Source organism: uncultured Pseudokineococcus sp. (assembly GCF_947499845.1).
Lineage (GTDB): Bacteria > Actinomycetota > Actinomycetes > Actinomycetales > Quadrisphaeraceae > Pseudokineococcus.
This window is the reverse complement of sequence record NZ_CANMPM010000027.1, coordinates 15,408-33,717: the sequence shown is the minus strand read 5'-3', so window position 1 is coordinate 33,717 and position 18,310 is coordinate 15,408. Positions and strand designations below refer to the sequence as shown.

Annotated in this window: 11 protein-coding genes and 1 pseudogene; 7 read left to right on the top strand and 5 right to left on the bottom strand. The window is 77.1% G+C overall.

The window, feature by feature from the left end; translation table 11 throughout:
- The 4 genes and pseudogenes from Q0789_RS15795 to tmk form a co-directional block, all read right to left on the bottom strand.
- Nucleotides 1–287: pseudogene (locus Q0789_RS15795) on the bottom strand (hypothetical protein); the annotation flags it as partial.
- A 150-nt stretch (nt 288–437) separates the two neighbouring features.
- The gene (locus Q0789_RS15790; RefSeq protein WP_298806938.1) at nt 438–2,033 is read right to left on the bottom strand and encodes an alpha/beta hydrolase; all 1,596 of its coding nucleotides are present in this window, start codon (nt 2,031–2,033) and stop codon (nt 438–440) included.
- The gene (locus tag Q0789_RS15785) at nt 2,030–3,184 is read right to left on the bottom strand and encodes a DNA polymerase III subunit delta' (RefSeq protein ID WP_298806937.1); all 1,155 of its coding nucleotides are present in this window, start codon (nt 3,182–3,184) and stop codon (nt 2,030–2,032) included. Before Q0789_RS15785 ends, Q0789_RS15790 begins: the two co-directional genes overlap by 4 nt.
- Complete coding sequence (gene tmk, locus Q0789_RS15780; RefSeq protein ID WP_298806936.1) at nt 3,181–6,651, bottom strand: dTMP kinase; 3,471 nt, start codon at nt 6,649–6,651, stop codon at nt 3,181–3,183. The genes Q0789_RS15785 and tmk overlap by 4 nt, the downstream gene beginning before the upstream one ends.
- 190 nt (nt 6,652–6,841) lie before the next feature.
- On the opposite strand from tmk, the gene Q0789_RS15775 reads away from it, so the two are divergent.
- The 5 genes from Q0789_RS15775 (at nt 6,842) to Q0789_RS15755 (ending at nt 14,755) form a co-directional block, all read left to right on the top strand.
- Nucleotides 6,842–8,044 (top strand): acyl-CoA dehydrogenase family protein, encoded by a 1,203-nt coding sequence (locus Q0789_RS15775; protein ID WP_171202375.1) that lies wholly within the window; start codon nt 6,842–6,844, stop codon nt 8,042–8,044.
- A gap of 50 nt (nt 8,045–8,094) precedes the next feature.
- Nucleotides 8,095–9,174: an XRE family transcriptional regulator gene (locus tag Q0789_RS15770; RefSeq protein WP_298806935.1), complete on the top strand. Its 1,080-nt coding sequence runs from the start codon at nt 8,095–8,097 to the stop codon at nt 9,172–9,174.
- A complete protein-coding gene (locus Q0789_RS15765) occupies nt 9,171–9,722 on the top strand; it encodes a hypothetical protein (RefSeq protein ID WP_298806933.1) in 552 nt (183 codons plus the stop codon). Before Q0789_RS15770 ends, Q0789_RS15765 begins: the two co-directional genes overlap by 4 nt.
- Nucleotides 9,723–9,775: 53 nt before the next feature.
- Nucleotides 9,776–12,385, top strand: a complete 2,610-nt coding sequence (locus Q0789_RS15760; RefSeq protein WP_298806931.1) for an RNA helicase — start codon at nt 9,776–9,778, stop codon at nt 12,383–12,385.
- A 96-nt stretch (nt 12,386–12,481) separates the two neighbouring features.
- Nucleotides 12,482–14,755 (top strand): EAL domain-containing protein, encoded by a 2,274-nt coding sequence (locus Q0789_RS15755; protein ID WP_298806930.1) that lies wholly within the window; start codon nt 12,482–12,484, stop codon nt 14,753–14,755.
- 79 nt (nt 14,756–14,834) lie between these two features.
- On the opposite strand, the gene Q0789_RS15750 is transcribed toward Q0789_RS15755, so the two are convergent.
- On the bottom strand, nt 14,835–15,830 hold the full coding sequence (locus Q0789_RS15750) for a Gfo/Idh/MocA family oxidoreductase (RefSeq protein ID WP_363325902.1): 996 nt from the start codon (nt 15,828–15,830) through the stop codon (nt 14,835–14,837).
- A 372-nt stretch (nt 15,831–16,202) separates the two neighbouring features.
- Between Q0789_RS15750 and Q0789_RS15745 the strand changes: the two genes are divergently transcribed.
- Entirely contained in the window at nt 16,203–17,276 is a 1,074-nt protein-coding gene (locus tag Q0789_RS15745) for a glycine betaine/L-proline ABC transporter ATP-binding protein (RefSeq protein ID WP_298806926.1), read from the top strand.
- Complete coding sequence (locus Q0789_RS15740; protein WP_298806924.1) at nt 17,269–18,258, top strand: proline/glycine betaine ABC transporter permease; 990 nt, start codon at nt 17,269–17,271, stop codon at nt 18,256–18,258. The genes Q0789_RS15745 and Q0789_RS15740 overlap by 8 nt, the downstream gene beginning before the upstream one ends.
- Nucleotides 18,259–18,310 lie beyond the last annotated feature (52 nt).

Below are 18,310 nucleotides of genomic sequence, written 5' to 3'. Positions count from 1 at the left end.
CCGCCCTTGGCGTCCCACCGGAACGCGTCACCACGAGCCCCGCCCTTGGCGTCCCACCGGAACGCGTCACCACGAGCCCCGCCCTTGGCGTCCCACCGGAACGCGTCACCACGAGCGCCGCCCTTGGCGTCCCACCGGAACGCCTCGGCCTTGACGGTGCCCGGGGTGGGCGATGCGGCGCTCGCGGCGCCCGTCGCGCCGAGGAGGGAGCCGCCCAGGACAGCGGCGCCGAGGAGGGCGCTGAGGGCGCGGCGGGCGGTGCGGCGAGTGCTCTTCGTCGTGGTCATGGAACCAGGCTCGGGGTTCTGGCGGACCATCTTGACTCCCGGGGTCTGCGGCCACCCGGTCGGGCGACGCTCGTCTGATGATCATTCAACCCGGGAGCACCGCATGCCGAAAGCCCTCTCCCGGGGCATGTTCCGAACCTGCCCGAGGCGTCATCCGGCGCAGGTGGCGCCCTCTCCGGGGAGGACGCCGTCGACCAGGTAGCCGTCCACGGCGGCGTCGACGCACGCGGAGGAGCGCAGGTAGGCGGTGTGCCCCTCGCCGTCGTACGTCAGCAGCCGCCCCGCGTCCAGCTGGTCGGCGAGCGACTCGGCCCACGCGTACGGGGTCGCCGGGTCGCCCGTCGTGCCCACCACGAGGACGGGTGCGGCCCCCGGCGCCTCCACCGGTGAGGGTGTCCGCACGGGCGGCACGGGCCAGACGTCACACGTGACGTCCTCCCCCACGAGGAGGCCGGACAGCGTGGGAGCGGCCTCCTCCAGCTGGTCGCGCAGGCGGTCCTGGCTCTGCTGGTCCGTCGGCGGCGCCGGGTAGTCCAGGCACGTGACGGCGGTGAAGGCCTCGAGCAGGTTGCTGCTGTAGGACCCGTCGGGCAGGCGCCCGGAGTAGGCGTCCGCGAGGGCCAGCAGCCCGGAGCCGTCGCCGTCGAGGGCCAGCCGCAGGGCGCCCGCGAGGGTGGGCCAGTACCCCTCGTCGTAGAGCGCGGCCACCACGCCGGTTGCCGCGAGGGGCTGCGTGAGGGGCCGCTGCGGGTCGCCCGTGGGCAGCGGCTCGTCCCCCGCGCGCCCCAGCAGGTCGGCCACCTCGTCGAGGGCGGCCTGCACGCCCTCCTCCCCGTCCTGCCCGCCGCCCAGGGGGCAGTCGTCGACGTCGCCGCCGACGCAGGCCGTGGCGAAGGCCCGCAGCGACTGCTCGAGACCGCGGGCCTGCCCGAGCGCCACGTCGTCGGCCGTGCTCGCCGGGTCGAGGGCGCCGTCGAGCACGAGGCGCCCGACGCGCTCGGGGAAGGCGCGCGCGTACTCGGCCCCGATGAGCGTGCCGTAGGACTTGCCGAGGTAGGTGAGCCGCTCGTCGCCGAGGACGGCGCGCAGGACGTCGAGGTCGCGGGCGACCGACGGCGTGCCGATCTCCCCGAGCAGGGGGCCGGCGTCGGCCTCGCAGCCGGCGGCGAAGGTGCGGGCGCGCTCGAGCGCCGCCTCCTCGCCGGCGGGCGTGGCCGTCGAGACGTCCTGCGCCAGGTAGGCGTCCAGCTGGGCGTCGTCGAGGCAGTCGACCGGGTCGGAGCGCCCGACGCCGCGCGGGTCGAAGCCGACGACGTCGTACCGCTCGCGCACGGCCTCGCTGGCCACGGCCGCGGCGTCGGCGCCCACCCAGTCGACGCCGGAGGCTCCCGGCCCTCCCGGGTTCACGAGCAGCGATCCGATCCGCTCGCCGGGATCCCCGGCCGGCACGCGGCTGACGGCCAGCGCGAGGGCCTCCCCCGCGGGCTCGTCCCAGTCGACGGGCACCTCGACGGTCGTGCACTCCCGCACCTCGCCGCAGGGCACCCACGCTGGCTGCTGCTCGTAGTAGCGCGCGAGGGCCGGGTCGGCGGCCGGCTCGCCCGCCGTGGCGGTGACCGGGCCCGGCGCGGGCAGCGTCGTGGCCGGCCCGCCCTCCGGCTGCGGGGTCGTGCTGCAGGCGGCCAGGACGCCCGCGAGCAGGAGCGGTGCCGCGGCGGCCCGGCGGGCGCGCCCGGCTCGCCTCACGCGGCGCCCACCGGCTCCGGCAGCAGCGCGACGCACATCGCCTCGACCGCCAGGAGCGGGTTGACGTTCGCCTGGATGCGCTCGCGCGCCGTGCCGATGGCGTCCATGCGCCCCAGCGTCGCAGCCGGGCCCCCGCGGCTCGCGAGCGCCCGCAGGTCCTCGACCATCGAGGCGTTGACGAGCTCGACGTCGGCGCCGAGCTGCAGCACCAGCACGTCGCGGTAGACCGACAGGAGGTCGAGCAGGGCGCGGTCGAGGACGTCGCGCCGCAGCCGGGTGGCCCGCTTCTTCTGGTCCTCCTCGAGGGCGCGCACCTGGGAGCGCAGCGCGGGGGGCACGGCGCGCCCGGGCTCGACGCCGAGGGTCCGCAGCAGCTCGGCGCGCTCGCGCGCGTCGCGCTCGGCGGTCGACGAGGACGCCTCCTCGGAGGCGACGTCGACGAGCTCGCCGGCGCGGACGACGGCGTCGGTGGGCCCGGAGAGGTCCAGCGGGGTCCGGACCACCTCGCGACGGCGGGTGCGCGCCCCCTCGTCGCGCGCGAGACGACGCGCGAGGCCCACGTGGCTCTGGGCCGCCCGGGCCGCGAAGGCCGCCATCGCGGGGTCGACGCCGTCGCGGCGCACCAGCAGGTCGGCCACCGCGGCCACGGGGGGCACCCGCAGCCGCACGGGTCGGGCCCGCGAGCGGATCGTCGGCAGCACGTCCTCCGGGCTGGGGGCGCACAGCAGCCAGACGGTCCGCTCGGGCGGCTCCTCGACGGCCTTGAGCAGGACGTTGGTCGTCCGCTCGAGCATCCGGTCGGCGTCCTCGACGAGGACGATCCGCCACCGGCCCGTCGACGGCCTCCGCTGCGCCGCCTGCACGAGCTCCCGGACGGCGTCGATGCGCAGGGTCAGCAGCTCCGTCGCGACGACCCGGAGGTCGGCGTGCGTGCCCTGGACGGCCGTCCGGCAGGCGTGGCACGTGCCGCACCCCGTGCCGGTGTCGCACAGGAGGGCGGCCGCGAAGGCTCGCGCGGCGGTCGAGCGGCCGGAGCCCGGAGGACCGGTGAAGAGCCAGGCGTGCGCCAGGGCGCCGCTGCCGAGGGCCGCGGCGCGGCGCAGCACCGCGACGGCCTCCTCCTGGCCCACGAGGTCGTCCCACACCGTCATCGGCGGTGCCCGCGCTCGTCCTCGGGACCGTCCTCGGGCTCCTCCTCCCAGGAGAAGAGCTCGTCGGCCAGCGGTCCGTCGCCCCGGACGGCCTCCTCGTCCCTCCTCGCCCGCACCGGGTCCTCGGACTCGGCGCGGCGCCGGGAGGCGGCCGCCCGCCGACGGGCCCGCTGCAGGGCCTGGCGGCGGCGGTCGGCGGCCTCCAGCTCGTGCAGGGCCGGCCGCTCCGAGCCCACGGCCGGCAGCTCGGCCGTCCGCGGTGCGGGGTCCGCCGCGGCCCGGCCGGGCTCCTCGTCGAAGAGGTCCTCGAGCCGGACCGTCTCGGCGCGCCGGCGCGAGGACGCGCGACGGGCCTGCTCGGCCGCCTCCTCCTCCGCCTCGCGACGAGCCGCCCGCTCGGCCTCCTCGCGACGCACCCGCTCCTCCTCGGCGGCGCGCGCGCGCTCGTCGGCCTCGCGCTGGGCCCGCTGACGCTCGCGCCCGGCGCGCGCCTGCTCCTGCCGGAGGCGCGCCCGCTGCTCGGCGGCCGCCGTGAGCGCCGCGTCGCGCGCCTCGCGCTGGGCGCCCGCCACGTCGCCCGCCGAGCGCCGGACGGCGTCGGGCAGCTGCCGCAGCCGCTCCTCGGGCAGGACGGCGGACAGCGCAGGTGGCGCCTCCGCCGACCGGGCGGACGCGGGTGCCGGCGTCACGACGGGCCGGCGCGCGTCGCCGAGGGCTCGCGCCGCGCCGACGGCCGCCTCCGCGGACCGCACGGACGTGGCCACCCGGCGGGAGACCGCCGCCTCCTCGGCGCGCCGCCGCTCGCGCTCCGCCTCCTCGCGCTCCCGCGCCGCCTCACCCTCCCGCAGCTCGGCCGCCTCACGCTCCCTCGCGTCGGCCTCCTCGCGCTCCCGCGCCTCCGCCGCCTCGCGCTCCCGCGCCTCGGCCACCTCGCGCTCCCGGCGCTCCGCCTCCTCGCGCTCCCGCGCCTCGGCCGCCTCACGCTCCCGCGCCTCGGCCGCCTCACGCTCCCGCGCCTCGGCCGGACCACGCTCGCGCTCCTCCGCCGCCTCGCGCTCCAGGGCCTGCGTCGCCTCGACCCGTCGGGCCTCGGCCACCTGCTGCTCCCGGGCCGTCGCGCCTCCCCGGGGGGCGTCCTCACCGTCGGGCTCCGGCGGGGGGACGACCCGGAGCGGTGCCGTGACCGGACCACCGGCCACGACGGCCGTGTCCTCGGCGACGACGGCCGGCTGCGGTCGCCCCGCGGTGGTCGAGCCCGGGACGGCGGGCGACGGGACGTCGTCGTCCCCGCGGCGGTCGTCCGAGGCGTCGTCATCGCGGTCGTCGGCGTCGCGGGGGTCGCCGTCGACGGGCTGGCCGTCCAGGGGGTGGCCGTCGGCGTCGTCGCGCGCCGCGTCCTCGTCGGGGCGTCCCGGCAGGAGCGGCTCGAGGCGCGCCAGCACCCGCGCGGCCACGTCCTCGGGCGCCGCACCGGCGTCGAGCACCAGGTAGCGGTCGCCGCCCCGGCGCGCCAGGTCGAGGAAGACCTGGCGGACGCGCTCGTGGAAGGGCGCCGGCTCCGCGTCGAGGCGGTCGTCGGCCCCCCGAGCCCCGCGCCGCGACGACGCGGTGGCGGCGTCCGCGTCGAGCACGACGACGAGGTCGGGCAGGAGCCCCTCGGTGGCCCAGCCGGACAGCCAGGCGACCTCGTCGGCGGGCAGCGCGCGCCCCGCCCCCTGGTAGGCGAGCGAGGAGTCGACGTACCGGTCGGTGACGACGACCGCGCCGCGCGCGAGCGCCGGGCGCAGCACCTCGTGGACGTGGGCGGCGCGGTCGGCCGCGTACAGCAGGGCCTCGGCCCGCGGCGGCACGGCCGGCTGGTCGGCGCCGCGGTCGAGCAGGAGGCCGCGGACCCGCGCCCCGAGGGGCGTGGCGCCCGGCTCCCGGGTGACGACGACGTCGTGCCCCCGGCGCTCGAGCTCGCGGCCCAGGAGGACCGCCTGCGTCGTCTTGCCCGCCCCGTCCCCGCCCTCGAGGGCGACGAGCACGCCGGGGAGCCCGTGCCCGCCCGCGTCCCCCTGGCTCGCGCGCCGGGCGCGAGCCGGTCCCCCCGGCGGGGCCGCGGCCCCTGAGGTGGCCCGCGCCAGGAGGACGGGCAGGAGCGGCCCCGAGGCGCGGTCGGCCAGGGGCCGGACGACGACGAGCGAGGCGACGAGGCCCGCGAGGCCGACGAGCAGCAGCACGACCCCGGCCCCGCCGACGTCGAGGCGCCCCGCCGAGCCCAGGGGGAAGGTCGTGCCGCCGAGCAGGCCGGCGAGCAGCGCGCCGAGCACCACGACGACGCCGAGCACCAGGGGCTCGGCGCCCCGGGCGGCGACGGCCCGTCCGCCGTCCTCGAGGTGCCCCGAGGCCACGAGCGCCACCCCGGCCGCCCCACCCGCGAGCGCGAGGAGCACGGCCGTCAGCACGAGGTCGGTGAGGGGGCCCGCGACGAGGACGAGGACCGACGCGGTGCCGGCCGCGAGCGTCAGCACCGAGCCCGGCGCGTCGCCGGCGGTCGCCCAGCGCGCCGCCAGGGCGGAGCCGGCGAGGAGACCCGCGCCGAGGGCGAGGAGCAGGAGCGCCGCGCCCGAGGCGCCGGCGCCGAGACCGAGGGCGTGCAGCGGCGCAAGCGCCGCGGCCACGGCGACCGGCACGAGGGCCGCCGAGCGCGCGGCCCCCCGCGGCGTCGCGACGACGAGGCGCAGGGCGCGCAGGCGCTCGCCCCGCGGGCGCGACACCTCGGCGCCGTCGGCGGGCCCGGCTCCCTCGGCGGCGCCGGTGGCGGTCCGGTGCCGCGGCGCGAGGGCCGCACCGGCCCCGGCCACGACGAGCAGCGCGGGAGCGGGGGCCCCGAGCACGCCCGTCACGGCCTCGAGGGCGCGACCGACCGCGCCGAGGACGAGCGCCACCGCGACCGGCGGCAGGGCCGCGACGACGCGGCGCAGCCCCGACCCGGCGACGGGGGCGCTCGCGCGCGGGGCCGGCCGCACGACCTCGGCGAGGAGGACGAGCCCGGCGGCCCACCACAGCGCGCCCGTCCCCGCCCAGGTCAGGGCCACCACGAGGCCGAGGGCCGCCAGGGCGCGGACGACGTGGCCCGCCACGGGGGCGGCGCCGCCGAGCCGCCGCCCCAGCGCGGCGACGGGTGCCGGCGCGAGGGCGCGGGGGGCGAGGCGCAGGGCGAGCACGAGCGCGAGCCCCACCCCGGCGAGCGGGGCGCCGGCGGGCAGGCCCGCCGCCACGGCGGCCGACGCGGCCGACAGCACCCACAGGACGTCGACGGCGCCCGCGAGGTCGCCCGCGGGCAGGACCGCCTCCGGCCGGTGCAGGGGCAGCCGGCCGGCGGGGACCTCCGGGGCCGCGGGCGACGCGCCGCGTCCCGGGCGGGGCGCCGCGGGGCGCCCGGCGCCGCGCGACGTCGGGCGAGGGGGGCGCGCTGAGCTCACGTCCGGAGGGTATCGACGGGGGCCGACGGCGCCCCGCGCCCCGCCGAGGCCGGGGCGGCCGGCGCGGCCGCCGCCGCACCGCACCCGGCGGGCCGGCCGACCCCCGACCGGCTGGTCGTGCCGGGGCGCCTGGCGGGCGGCCGCGGCCGTGCCGCACGATGCGCACGTCCGCTCGACGAGGAGAGGCCCCATGAGCACGCGAGACCCGCGTCCCCCCCTGACCCCCGACCTGCTGGCCGCCGACTTCCTCGGCTACCAGCAGCTCCTGACCGACGACGAGCGCGCGCTCGTCGTGCGGGCCCGGGAGTTCTACGCCGCCGAGGTCGCCCCCGGGGCGAACCAGCGGTGGCTCGACGAGGAGGTGCCCCGCCACCTCGCCCCGCGCTTCGCCGAGGAGGGCCTGCTCGGGCTCGGGGTGGACGGCGACGAGCCGGCCCGCCGGACCCTGCTCACCGGCTGGCTGCGCATGGAGCTGGCGCGCGTCGACCCCTCCACGGCCACCTTCGTCGGCGTCCACGACGGCCTCGTCATGGGCACGCTCGCCGTCTGCGGGTCCGAGGAGCAGAAGGCGCACTGGCTGCCGCGGATGCGGCGGGCCGAGGCCGTCGGCGCCTTCGCGCTCACCGAGCCCGACCACGGCTCCGACGTCGCCGGCGGGCTCGCCACGAGCGCCCGCCGCGACGGCGACGCGTGGGTGCTCGACGGCGCCAAGCGCTGGATCGGCAACGCCTGCTTCGCCGACGTCGTCGTCGTCTGGGCGCGCGACGTGGCCGACGGCCAGGTCAAGGGCTTCCTCGTGGAGAAGGGCACGCCCGGCTTCACGGCCACGCCCATCCGCGGCAAGACGGCGCTGCGCGCCGTGGAGAACGCCGACATCACCCTCGAGGGCTGCCGCGTCCCGGCCGCGAACCACCTGGCGGGCGCCAACAGCTTCAAGGACACCAACGAGGTGCTGCGCCGCACGCGCGGCGGCGTCGCGTGGGAGGCCGTCGGGGTCTCGGTCGGCGCCTACGAGCACGCCCTCGCCTACACCCGCGAGCGCCAGCAGTTCGGGCGGCCGCTGGCCTCCTTCCAGCTCGTGCAGGACCACCTCGTGCGGATGCTCTCGGACATCACGGCCTCGCTCGGGATGGTCGTGCGCGTCTGCCAGCTGGAGGAGGCCGGCGAGCGCCGCGACGAGCACGCCGCCATGGCCAAGGCCTTCTGCACCTCCCGCATGCGGGACGTCGTCGCCCGCGCGCGCGAGGTCATGGGGGGCAACGGCGTCCTCGCGGGCCACCACGTGGCGCGCTTCGTCGCCGACGCCGAGGCGCTCTACTCCTACGAGGGCACCCGCGAGGTCAACACCCTCGTCGTCGGGCGCGCGGTCACCGGGCACGGCGCGTTCGTGTGACGCCTGGAAGGAGGGAAGCGAGATCCGCCACGACGTGCGATATTCGCACGGTGGCGACTTGGGCTGACGTCGGCGAGCGCGTGAGAGAGGCGCGTCTGGCGGCTGGTCTCACCCAGCAGCGTCTCGGCGAGGAAGTGGGGCTGGATCGGACGGCGGTCGCCAAGGTGGAGACCGGAGACCGTCGCCTATCGATCATCGAGGCGGCGTCGGTCGCTGAGGCGCTGCGCGTGCCCCTCGCTTTGATCGTGCGTCCGCGACCAGCCGCCATCACTTCTCAGCGAAGGCCCCTCGGCGACGACGCCGCCGAGGTCGAGCGGTCACGTGCCCGTGCTGACCTCCTAGTCGAGGCTCACGGCCGCGACGTGCGGTGGCTGGTGGAGGAGGGTTTCCTCAGGCCGACCATGCGACCGCCCGCGCCCGTCGTCACCACCAGCAACGAGGCGCAGGCTGCGGCGCAGGCCGTGCGGCAGCGACTGGGACTCGGCCTGGACCCGCTACCGCCCGTGGCGGACGTCGCGGAGGACCTCGGGCTCTTCCTCCTCGTCGCAGACGAGGAGGTCGAAGGGGCGAGCTTGGACGAAGGGCGTTGGGGGGCGGCGGTCGTCGGTGGTCGCGCCGCACCCGGCCGTCGTCGCAGCACCGCTGCCCACGAGCTCGCGCACCACGTCCTCGGCGACGCCTACGCGAGCGACCTACCGGTGTCCACGTCGACCGACGCGCGAGAGCAGCTCGTCGACACGGTTGCCTCCGCCCTTCTCCTGCCAGAGGACGTGGTCCGCCTCGCCCTCGACGGCGCGGGGACGACGTCGGAGCGTCGGGCGGCTCTCGTGATGATTGCCGCCCGGTACCGCGTCTCGTGGACGACCGCGCTCGCGGCGGCACGTCACGCTCTGCCGGCGACCGAGGAGCGACACCTGCGCCCTTCCCCCACGCGGGGAGAGATCATGAAGGTGACCGGTCGGGACGTCGAGGAGGACCTCCAACCTGGGGCCACTGGCCCCAGGTACACCTCCGCGGTGCTGGCTGCGTACAGCAGCGGAGCCGTGACAGCGGATGGGGCACTCCGGCTGCTCCACGGACGCTTGCAGCGAGATGACCTCCCGCCGGTCGACGTCGACGACGTGTGGTGACCCTCGAGGGACGTCCCTGGATCTGGGACGCCAGCCCGTTGGTCCATGCACGCCGCGCCGACCGGCTCGCCGACATCGTCGACCTGGCTCAGCGAAGGAGCATGGACCACCGGACGACGGACGTCGTGCTGGCGGAGGTCAGGCGAGGCTTGGGGGTGGGCGACGGCGCTGGAGACCTCGCCTGGCCGGTCGTCGACGAACGGGAGGGTGTCGACTGGCTCGTCGCGGTGGCTGATCTGGTCGTGCCTCTGGGTGTCGATGGTCGGCACAACCTGGGAGAGGCCACCTGCTTCGCCCTGGCTGCGGAGGTCGGAGGTGTCCTCGTGATCGACGACCATCGAGCCGCCGTCGTCGCGAGGCGACGAGGGCTGGCGAAGATCGGCGTCCTCGGCCTGCTCGATGACGCGGAGAGGCTTGGGCACCACACGATGGCGAGTGCCGCAGCCGTCGTGCGCGACCTGGCGGCCACGGGAGGGCGGTATCCCCCAGACGCCGTCGCGGACTTCCCCTCATGGTGCCGACGACGGCGGCACAGCCTCGGGCTATAGGTGGCGGACAAGGGGGCCGCTCGGCCTTCCGCGGCGGTGGGACCCTAGGCCCGATGACCACCGACGCCGCGGCCCAGGCCGACACCACCACGCCGCCCGAGCCCTCGACGCGCCCGGCGCCGTCGCTCGTCACCGCGCTCGAGCCCCTGCGCGCCGCCGCCGCGGCGGCGGAGGGCGGCGCCGACCCCGACGAGCTGCTCGCGGCCTTCTCCTCCTGGGCCGCCGAGCAGGGCCTGTCCCTCTACCCGCACCAGGAGGAGGCCCTCCTCGGGCTGGTGACGGGCGCGAACGTCGTCCTGGCGACGCCCACCGGCTCGGGCAAGTCGCTCGTCGCGACGGGCGCCCAGGCCTTCGCCCTCGCCGAGGGGCGGCGGTCGTTCTACACGGCGCCCATCAAGGCGCTGGTCAGCGAGAAGTTCTTCGCGCTGTGCGCCGTCTTCGGCGCCGACCGCGTCGGCATGCTCACCGGTGACGCCAGCGTCAACGCGGGCGCGCCGATCGTCTGCTGCACGGCGGAGGTCCTCGCCAACCTGGCGCTGCGCGAGGGGCCCGACGCCGACATCGGCGTCGTCGTCATGGACGAGTTCCACTACTACGGCGACCCCGACCGCGGCTGGGCCTGGCAGGTGCCGCTCCTCGAGCTGCCCCGCGCCCAGTTCCTCCTCATGTCCGCCACGCTCGGCGACACGACGCCCATCCGCGAGGACCTCACTCGCCGCACCGACCGGGAGACGGCGCTCGTCGCGTCCGCCGAGCGGCCCGTGCCGCTGCACCACTACTACGCCACGACGCCCGTGCACGAGACGATCGACGAGCTGCTCGAGACCCGGCAGTCGCCCGTCTACGTCGTCCACTTCACCCAGGCCGCGGCGCTGGAGCGCGCGCAGGCGCTGACGAGCGCGCAGGTCGCCACCCGCGCCGAGCGCGACGAGATCGCCGCCTTCCTCGGCGGGTTCCGCTTCACCACCGGCTTCGGGCAGACGCTCTCGCGGCTCGTGCGCCACGGGATCGGCGTCCACCACGCCGGGATGCTGCCCAAGTACCGGCGGCTCGTGGAGCAGCTGGCGCAGGCGGGGCTGCTCAAGGTCATCTGCGGCACCGACACCCTCGGCGTCGGCATCAACGTGCCCATCCGGACGGTGCTGCTGTCCGCGCTGAGCAAGTACGACGGCACGCGCACCCGCCTGCTCACGGCGCGCGAGTTCCACCAGGTCGCCGGCCGCGCCGGCCGCGCGGGCTACGACACCGCCGGCACCGTCGTCGTCCAGGCGCCCGAGCACGAGGTCGAGAACCTCAAGGCGCTGGCCAAGGCGGGCGACGACCCGAAGAAGCGCCGCAAGGTCGTGCGCAAGCAGCCGCCCGAGGGCTTCGTGGCCTGGACGCGGGCGACCTTCGACAAGCTCGTCGCCGCCGCCCCCGAGCCGCTGCGCCCGCACTTCGCCGTCTCGACGTCGATGGTCCTCAACGTCCTGGCGCGCCCCGGCGACCCGGCGGCGGCGATGCGGCACCTGCTCCTGGACAACCACGAGCCGCGGGCGCGCCAGCGCCGCCACGTGCGAGAGGTCGTCGGCATCACGAAGGCGCTGCTGGCCGCAGGCGTCGTCGAGCGGCTCGACGAGCCCGAGCCCGACGGGCGCCGCTACCGCCTGACGGTGGACCTCCCCCGCGGCTTCGCGCTCGACCACCCGCTGTCGACCTTCGCCCTGGCCGCCGTCGAGCTGCTCGACCCGGAGTCGCCGACGTACGCCCTCGACGTCCTGTCCGTCGTCGAGGCGACGCTCGACGACCCCCGCGCCGTCCTGGCCGCCCAGCAGTTCAAGGCCCGCGGCGAGGCCGTCGCCCAGATGAAGGCCGAGGGGATCGAGTACGAGGAGCGGATGGAGCTCCTCGACGACGTCACGTGGCCCAAGCCGCTCGAGGAGCTGCTCGAGGCCGCCTTCGAGGCCTACGCGCAGGGCCACCCGTGGGCCTCGCGCGCCGTGCTGTCGCCCAAGTCGGTGGTGCGCGACCTCTACGAGCGCGGCATGACCTTCCGCGAGCTCGTGTCCTACTACGGCCTCGTGCGCGCCGAGGGCGCCGTCCTGCGCTACCTCACCGACGCCTACCGGTCGCTGCGCTCGGGCGTGCCCGCCGAGGCGCGCACCGAGGAGGTCGTCGACCTCGTCGAGTGGCTCGGCGAGCTCGTGCGGCAGGTCGACTCGAGCCTGCTCGACGAGTGGGAGCACCTCACGGACCCCGACCGCGTCGACGCCGCCGTCGCGGAGGTGCGCGCCCCGACGGCGCCCACCCGTCCCGTCACGGGCAACGAGCGGGCGTTCACGCGGATGGTGCGCAACGCGCTGTTCCGCCGGGTCGAGCTCGCGGCGCTGCGGCGCACCTGGGACCTCGGCGAGCTCGACGCCGGCACGGGCTGGGACGCCGCCGCGTGGGCCGGGCAGCTCGAGGCCTACTACGCCGAGCACGACGAGATCGGCACGGGCGCGGACGCCCGCGGCCCGCGGATGCTGCTGTGGCGCAAGGAGCCCGAGGTGTGGCACGTGCGGCAGGTCTTCGCCGACCCGGCCGGCGACGGCGACTGGGGCTTCGACGCCGAGGTGGACCTCCCCGCCAGCGACGAGGAGGGCGCCGCCGTCGTCCGGGTGGTGGGCGTGGGCCGGCTCTGAGGCCGCGACCGGGGTGGGTCTCGCGGTCGAGCCTCCCCGGGCGGTGACACCGCGCTACCTTCTGCTACAGGCTGTCGTCTCGAGTGGGGGTGCGCGGTGCAGGAGGGGGCTGGCGGGGACGACGCGGTGCGCCCGGGGAGCGCGCCGGTCGGCGCTCACGAGGGTCAGGACGCGGCGGAGCGGCCGCTGCGCCCGCCGTCGGGCGCCGTCGGCCTGCGCGACTTCGGCGCCGCCGCGCGGACCGCGCTGCTGGACCTCCAGCGCCGGTTCGGCATGGAGTCCTGGCTCCTCGCGCGCCGCCGCGGCGAGGAGTACGTCGTCATCGCGACCGCGGAGGACGACGACCCCTTCGGCGCCCACGTCGGCCTGGTGCGCCGCTGGGACGACACCTTCTGCGCGCGCATGCTCGAGGGCAGCGCCCCCATGGCGGCCCCCGTCGTCGACGACGTCCCCGCCTACGCCCGGATGCGGGCGGTCACCGGCCTGGACGCGCACTCCTACCTCACCGTTCCCGTCGAGGGCCCCGACGGCGAGCTCCTGGGCGCCCTCTGCGCCGCCGGGTGCCAGCCGCGGGGCGCCGAGCTCGCGGACGCCCTCCCGGCCGTGCGCCTGCAGGCCGGCCTGCTCGGGCTGCTGCTCGCCTACGAGGTGCGCCTGGAGCGCGAGGTCCGCCGCGCCGAGCGGGCCGAGGCCGCCGCGGCGACCGACGCCCTCACCGGCGCCGCGAGCCGCCGCGCGTGGGACGCCGCCTTCGCGGCGGAGGACGCGCGCGGGCGGCGGCACGGGACGCCGGCCGGCGTCCTCGTCGTCGACCTCGACGCGCTGAAGGCCGTCAACGACCGCGACGGCCACGACGCGGGTGACGCCCTGCTGCGCCGGGCGGCGGAGGTGGCCCGCGAGCTGGTGGGACCGGGCGACCTGCTCGCCCGCCTCGGCGGCGACGAGTTCGGGGTCCTCCTCGTCGAGAGGTCCCGCGAGGACGTCGAGCACCGCGCGCGGGCGCTGCGGGACGCGCTGGCCGAGCACGGCGTGGAGGCCTCGGTCGGCGCGGGCGCCCGCGAGGGGGCCGGGGACCTGCACGCCGCCTGGCGCTCCGCCGACGCGCGGATGTTCGCCGAGAAGGCGCTCCGCCGGTCGGCGCCGGCTCGGCCGCCGTCGCTGCCGCGGCCCCGTCCACCGGCCGCCGCGGCGCCCGCCGCGCCGCTGTCCGGCGTGGACGCGCTGCTCGACCTCGTGCGGGCGCAGCTCGGCATGGAGGCGGCCTTCGTCAGCCGCCTCGAGGGCGAGCGGGTCGTCTACCGCCACGTGAGCTCGGACGACCCCGCGCTGCTGCGGGCCGGCGACTCCGAGCCCTTCGACGGCACCTACTGCCGCCGGGTCGCGGCACGGGAGGTCGAGGAGGTCGTGCCCGACACCGCCGTCCACCCCGTGGCCGCGTCGATCCTGGCCACGCGCGACGACAGCATCCGCGCGTACGTCGGCGTCCCCTTGCACCGCGGTGACGGGAGCTTCTACGGGAGCCTCTGCACGCTCTCGCGCTCCCCCCGGCGCGAGCTGCGCGCCCGTGACGCCGAGGTGCTGCGCAGCCTCGGTCCCGTCCTCGTCGGGCTGCTGCAGGAGGAGGACAGGATCGCGGACTCCCGCGCCCGCGTCGTCGCCGACCTCGACGCGCTCGAGGCCTCCGGGGGGCCCGGGACCGCCCTGCAGGGCGTCGTGGACCTGGCCAGCGGCCGGGTGGTCGGGGCCGAGGCGCTGGCCCGCTTCCCCGCCCCCGGCTCGGCGCCCGGGCCCTGGTTCTCGCGCGCCGAGCGGGCGGGCGAGGCCGAGCGGCTGGACCTGCTGTGCCTGCGGTCCGCGCTGGGGCACGCCGCCCGCGTGGCCGGGCACCTGTCGGTCAACGCCTCGCCGCGGACCGTCGTGTCACCGGCCTTCGGGCACCTCCTCGAGGAGGTGCTCGGCACCGGCCGCCTCGACGGCCTCGCCGTGGAGATCACCGAGCACGAGCCCGTCGACGACTACGGGGCGCTCGCCGCCGCCCTGGCGCCGCTGCGCGAGCGCGGGCTGAAGGTGGCCGTCGACGACGCGGGCGCGGGCTTCGCGAGCATGCGCCACGTCGTCCAGCTCGCCCCGGACGTCGTCAAGATCGACATGAGCATCGTGCGCGACGTGCACCGCTCCTGCGGCGGCTCGGCCATGGCGGCCGCGCTCGTCGGCTTCGCCCGCCGCACCGGCGCGCACACGGTCGCCGAGGGCGTCGAGACGACCGACGAGCTGGACCACCTCGTCGGCCTCGGCGTCGACATGGCGCAGGGCCACCTCCTGGCCCGCCCCGCGCCCGCCCCCACGTGGGAGCCGGTCGCCACGCTCTGAGGCCCGGACGCCACCCCGGCACCCACGGGCACCCGGGGGGGGGCGCCGGTCCGCCGGAGGGGCCGGCCGGGGAGGTCGGTCAGAGGGGTCGGTCGTCGTCCATCCGGACGCCGAGCTGCAGCAGCGCCGCCTCGAGCACGCCCATGACCTCGAGCGTCGTGGACAGCGGCCACAGCGGGCTCTCCGTGCGGCCCTCGGCGAGGCAGTCCTGCACGTGCTCGAGCATGTGGGCGTACCCGCGCCCCGTCCGCGGCAGCGCGGTGCGCACCGGCTCCTCGTCGGGGCGGTGCACGACGAAGGCGTCCGGCGCGTGGACGGCGCCCTCGGTCTCCACGCGCCCGCCCGTGCCCGTGATCGTGCCGCTGCGCGCCGGCCTGGCGAGGATGGTGGACAGCGTCGTGGCCGTGCGCCCGTCCGCGTGCGCGAGGAGCAGCGAGGACTCGGCGTCCACGCCCGTGCTCGTGAGGCTCCCGCGCGCGAGGACCTCGCTCGGCGCCGCGCCCATGACCATCCGGACGACCGACACGGGGTAGACGCCCATGTCGAGCAGCGCCCCGCCGCCGAGCACCGGGTCGAAGAAGCGCCCCGCCGGGTCCTCCGGCACGGGGAAGCCGAGGTCGGCGTGGACGTGGCGCACCTCGCCGACGACGCCGTCCGCCAGCGCGTCGAGGAGGGCGACGACCGTCGGCTGGAAGCGGGTCCACATCGCCTCCATGGCGAAGAGCCCCCGGTCACGGGCGAGGTCGACGAGCTCGTGGGCGCCGGCGAGCGTCGTCGTGAAGGCCTTCTCGACGAGGACGTGCTTGCCCGCCTCGAGGGCGGCCCGGGCCACCGCGCGGTGCTGGCCGTGCGGCGTCGCGACGTAGACGACGTCGACGTCGGGGTCGGCGAGCAGGTCGGCGTAGGAGCCGTAGGAGCGCGCGAAGCCGTGCCGCTCGGCGAACGCCGCGGCGCGCCCGGCGTCGCGCGAGGCGACGGCGAGGGCCTCCGCCCCGGGCACGAGCGGGAGGTCACCGGCGACGGTCGTCGCGATGCCCCCGGTGGCGAGGAAGCCCCAGCGCGTCATGGGCGGCACCCTACGAGGGGCCCGACGGCCCACCCCGACGTCACGGGGTCGCACGTCACGATCCCATCACCCTTCGTCACCAGGAGGGCTGCGCGGTCGACCTCACGCCGCCCGCGTGGTTATGTAGCGCTCAAGCACGCAGCGGACCCCCGGGCCCGGGGCCGGCCCACGCCGCCCCCGCAGGCGCCCGCGGACCGCCGCGAGGTCCCGTCGCGGGACCGTCGACGCGCCGTCCGGCTCCAGCCCGTGGACGGCGACCTCCCAGCCCCCGCCCGCGGTCGTCCGCGCGCGCTCCGGGGCGGTCAGCGTCCGCCACCCGCGCCGGAGCCGTCTCACCCGACGACCAGCGGCCCGCACGACCGGGGCCGGCGAGAGGACGACGTGGCAGCAGTCTCGGCGAGAGGCCTGTACAAGGTCTTCGGCCCACGGCCCGAGGAGGCCGTGCGGCGCCTGCAGCAGGGCGAGCCCGTGGCCGACGTGCGCGCGGACGGGGCGACCCCCGCCGTCGTCGACGTCGACCTGGAGGTGCAGCCGGGCGAGATCTCCGTCGTCATGGGCCTGTCCGGCTCCGGCAAGTCGACGCTCATCCGGATGCTCAACGGGCTCCTCGAGCCGACCGCGGGCACCGTCCACGTCGGCGACGTCGAGCTCACCGGCCTCGACGAGGACGGCCTGCGCCGGCTCCGGCAGGAGCGCCTCAGCATGGTCTTCCAGCACTTCGCCCTGCTCCCCCACCGCACCGTGCTCGACAACGCCGCCTACGCCCTCGAGATCCGGGGCGTGGAGCGCGCCGAGCGCCGCCGCCGCGGGGCCGAGGCCCTCGAGATGGTCGGCCTCGGCGACCGCGCGGGGAACCGCCCGTCGGAGCTCTCCGGCGGCATGCAGCAGCGCGTCGGCCTGGCCCGCGCGCTGGCGTCGGGCACCGACGTCATGCTCATGGACGAGGCCTTCAGCGCCCTCGACCCGCTCATCCGCCGCGAGATGCAGGACCAGCTCGTCGAGCTGCAGCGCTCGCTGGGGCGCACGGTCGTCTTCATCACCCACGACCTCAACGAGGCCATGCGCATCGGCGACCGGGTCGCCGTCATGCGCGAGGGCCGGGTCGTGCAGTCCGGGACGCCGACGGAGATCCTCCGCGCCCCGGCCGACGACTACATCGCCAGCTTCCTCGCCGACGTCGACCGCTCGCGGGTCTTCACCGCCGAGGACGTCATGGCGCCCCCGCGGCCGGTCGACGGCGAGCTGCACCGCATGCCGCGCGCCGGCCTGCGCACCCCGCTGGCCGACCTCCTGCAGCCGGCCGCGACGGGCGGCGGCTCCGTCGCCGTGACGGACGACGCCGGCGAGGTCGTCGGCGTCGTCACCGCCGCGTCGATGCTCAGCGCGCTCGGCGGGCTCCCCGGCTCGGTCGAGGGCACGTCCGCCGACATCTCCAAGGAGGCCGTCCGTGGCTGAGGTCAACGAGATCGTCCCGCTTCCCCACGTTCCCGTGGGCGATGCCGTCGAAGTGGCGGTCGACTGGGTCGGAGACGTCGCCGACCCCGTCTTCGACGCCTTCAGCACCGGCGTCTCCGCGTTCATCGACGCCTTCGTCACCTTGCTCCTGCTGCCTCCCCCGCTCGTGCTCGTGGCCCTCCTCGCTCTGCTGGGCGGGCTCATCCGCTCAGCGCGCTTCGGCGCGGGCTCTCTGGTGGCGCTCGTGCTCGTCGTGAGCATGGAGCTGTGGGTCGAGTTCGTCGAGACCCTGGCCTTCATCATCGGCGCCACCCTCGTCGCCGCGGTCATCGCCGTCCCGTTGGGGATACTGGCCGCCCGCAGCGCACGGGCCAGCGCCCTCTTCAAGCCCGTGCTCGACCTGATGCAGACGATGCCCCCCTTCGTCTACCTGATCCCCGCCGTGGCCTTCTTCAGCATCGGGACGGTGCCGGGGTTCGTGACCACGGTGGTCTTCGCCCTGCCCCCCGGGGTGCGGCTCACCGAGCTCGGCATCCGGCAGGTCGACGCCGAGGTGGTCGAGGCCGGCACGGCCTTCGGCGGGACTCCTCGGCAGATCCTCCGTGGCATCCAGCTGCCGCTGGCGCTCCCGACCATCATGGCCGGGATCAACCAGGTCATCATGCTGGCGCTCTCGATGGCCGTCATCGCCGGCCTCATCGGTGGCGGGGGGCTCGGGAGCGTCGTCGTCAGGGCCATCTCGAGCCTCGACCTCGCGCTCGGTTTCGAGGCCGGTCTGTCCGTCGTCGTCCTCGCGATCTACCTCGACCGCCTCACGGCGGCTCTCGGCTCCGGCACGCCGAGACTGCGGCTCGAGCGCGCCCGCAGCCTCCTGAACCGCGGCAGCACGAGCACAGAAGGCGGCGACACGGGCAGCGAGACGGCGTCCGAGGAGCAGCGCGGATCGGAGCAGCGGAACTCTCGACGTCCAGCGCTGCGCTGACACCAGACCTCCCTCCGCGCACCAGCGCGGGAGGGACGCACGACCGACCGAA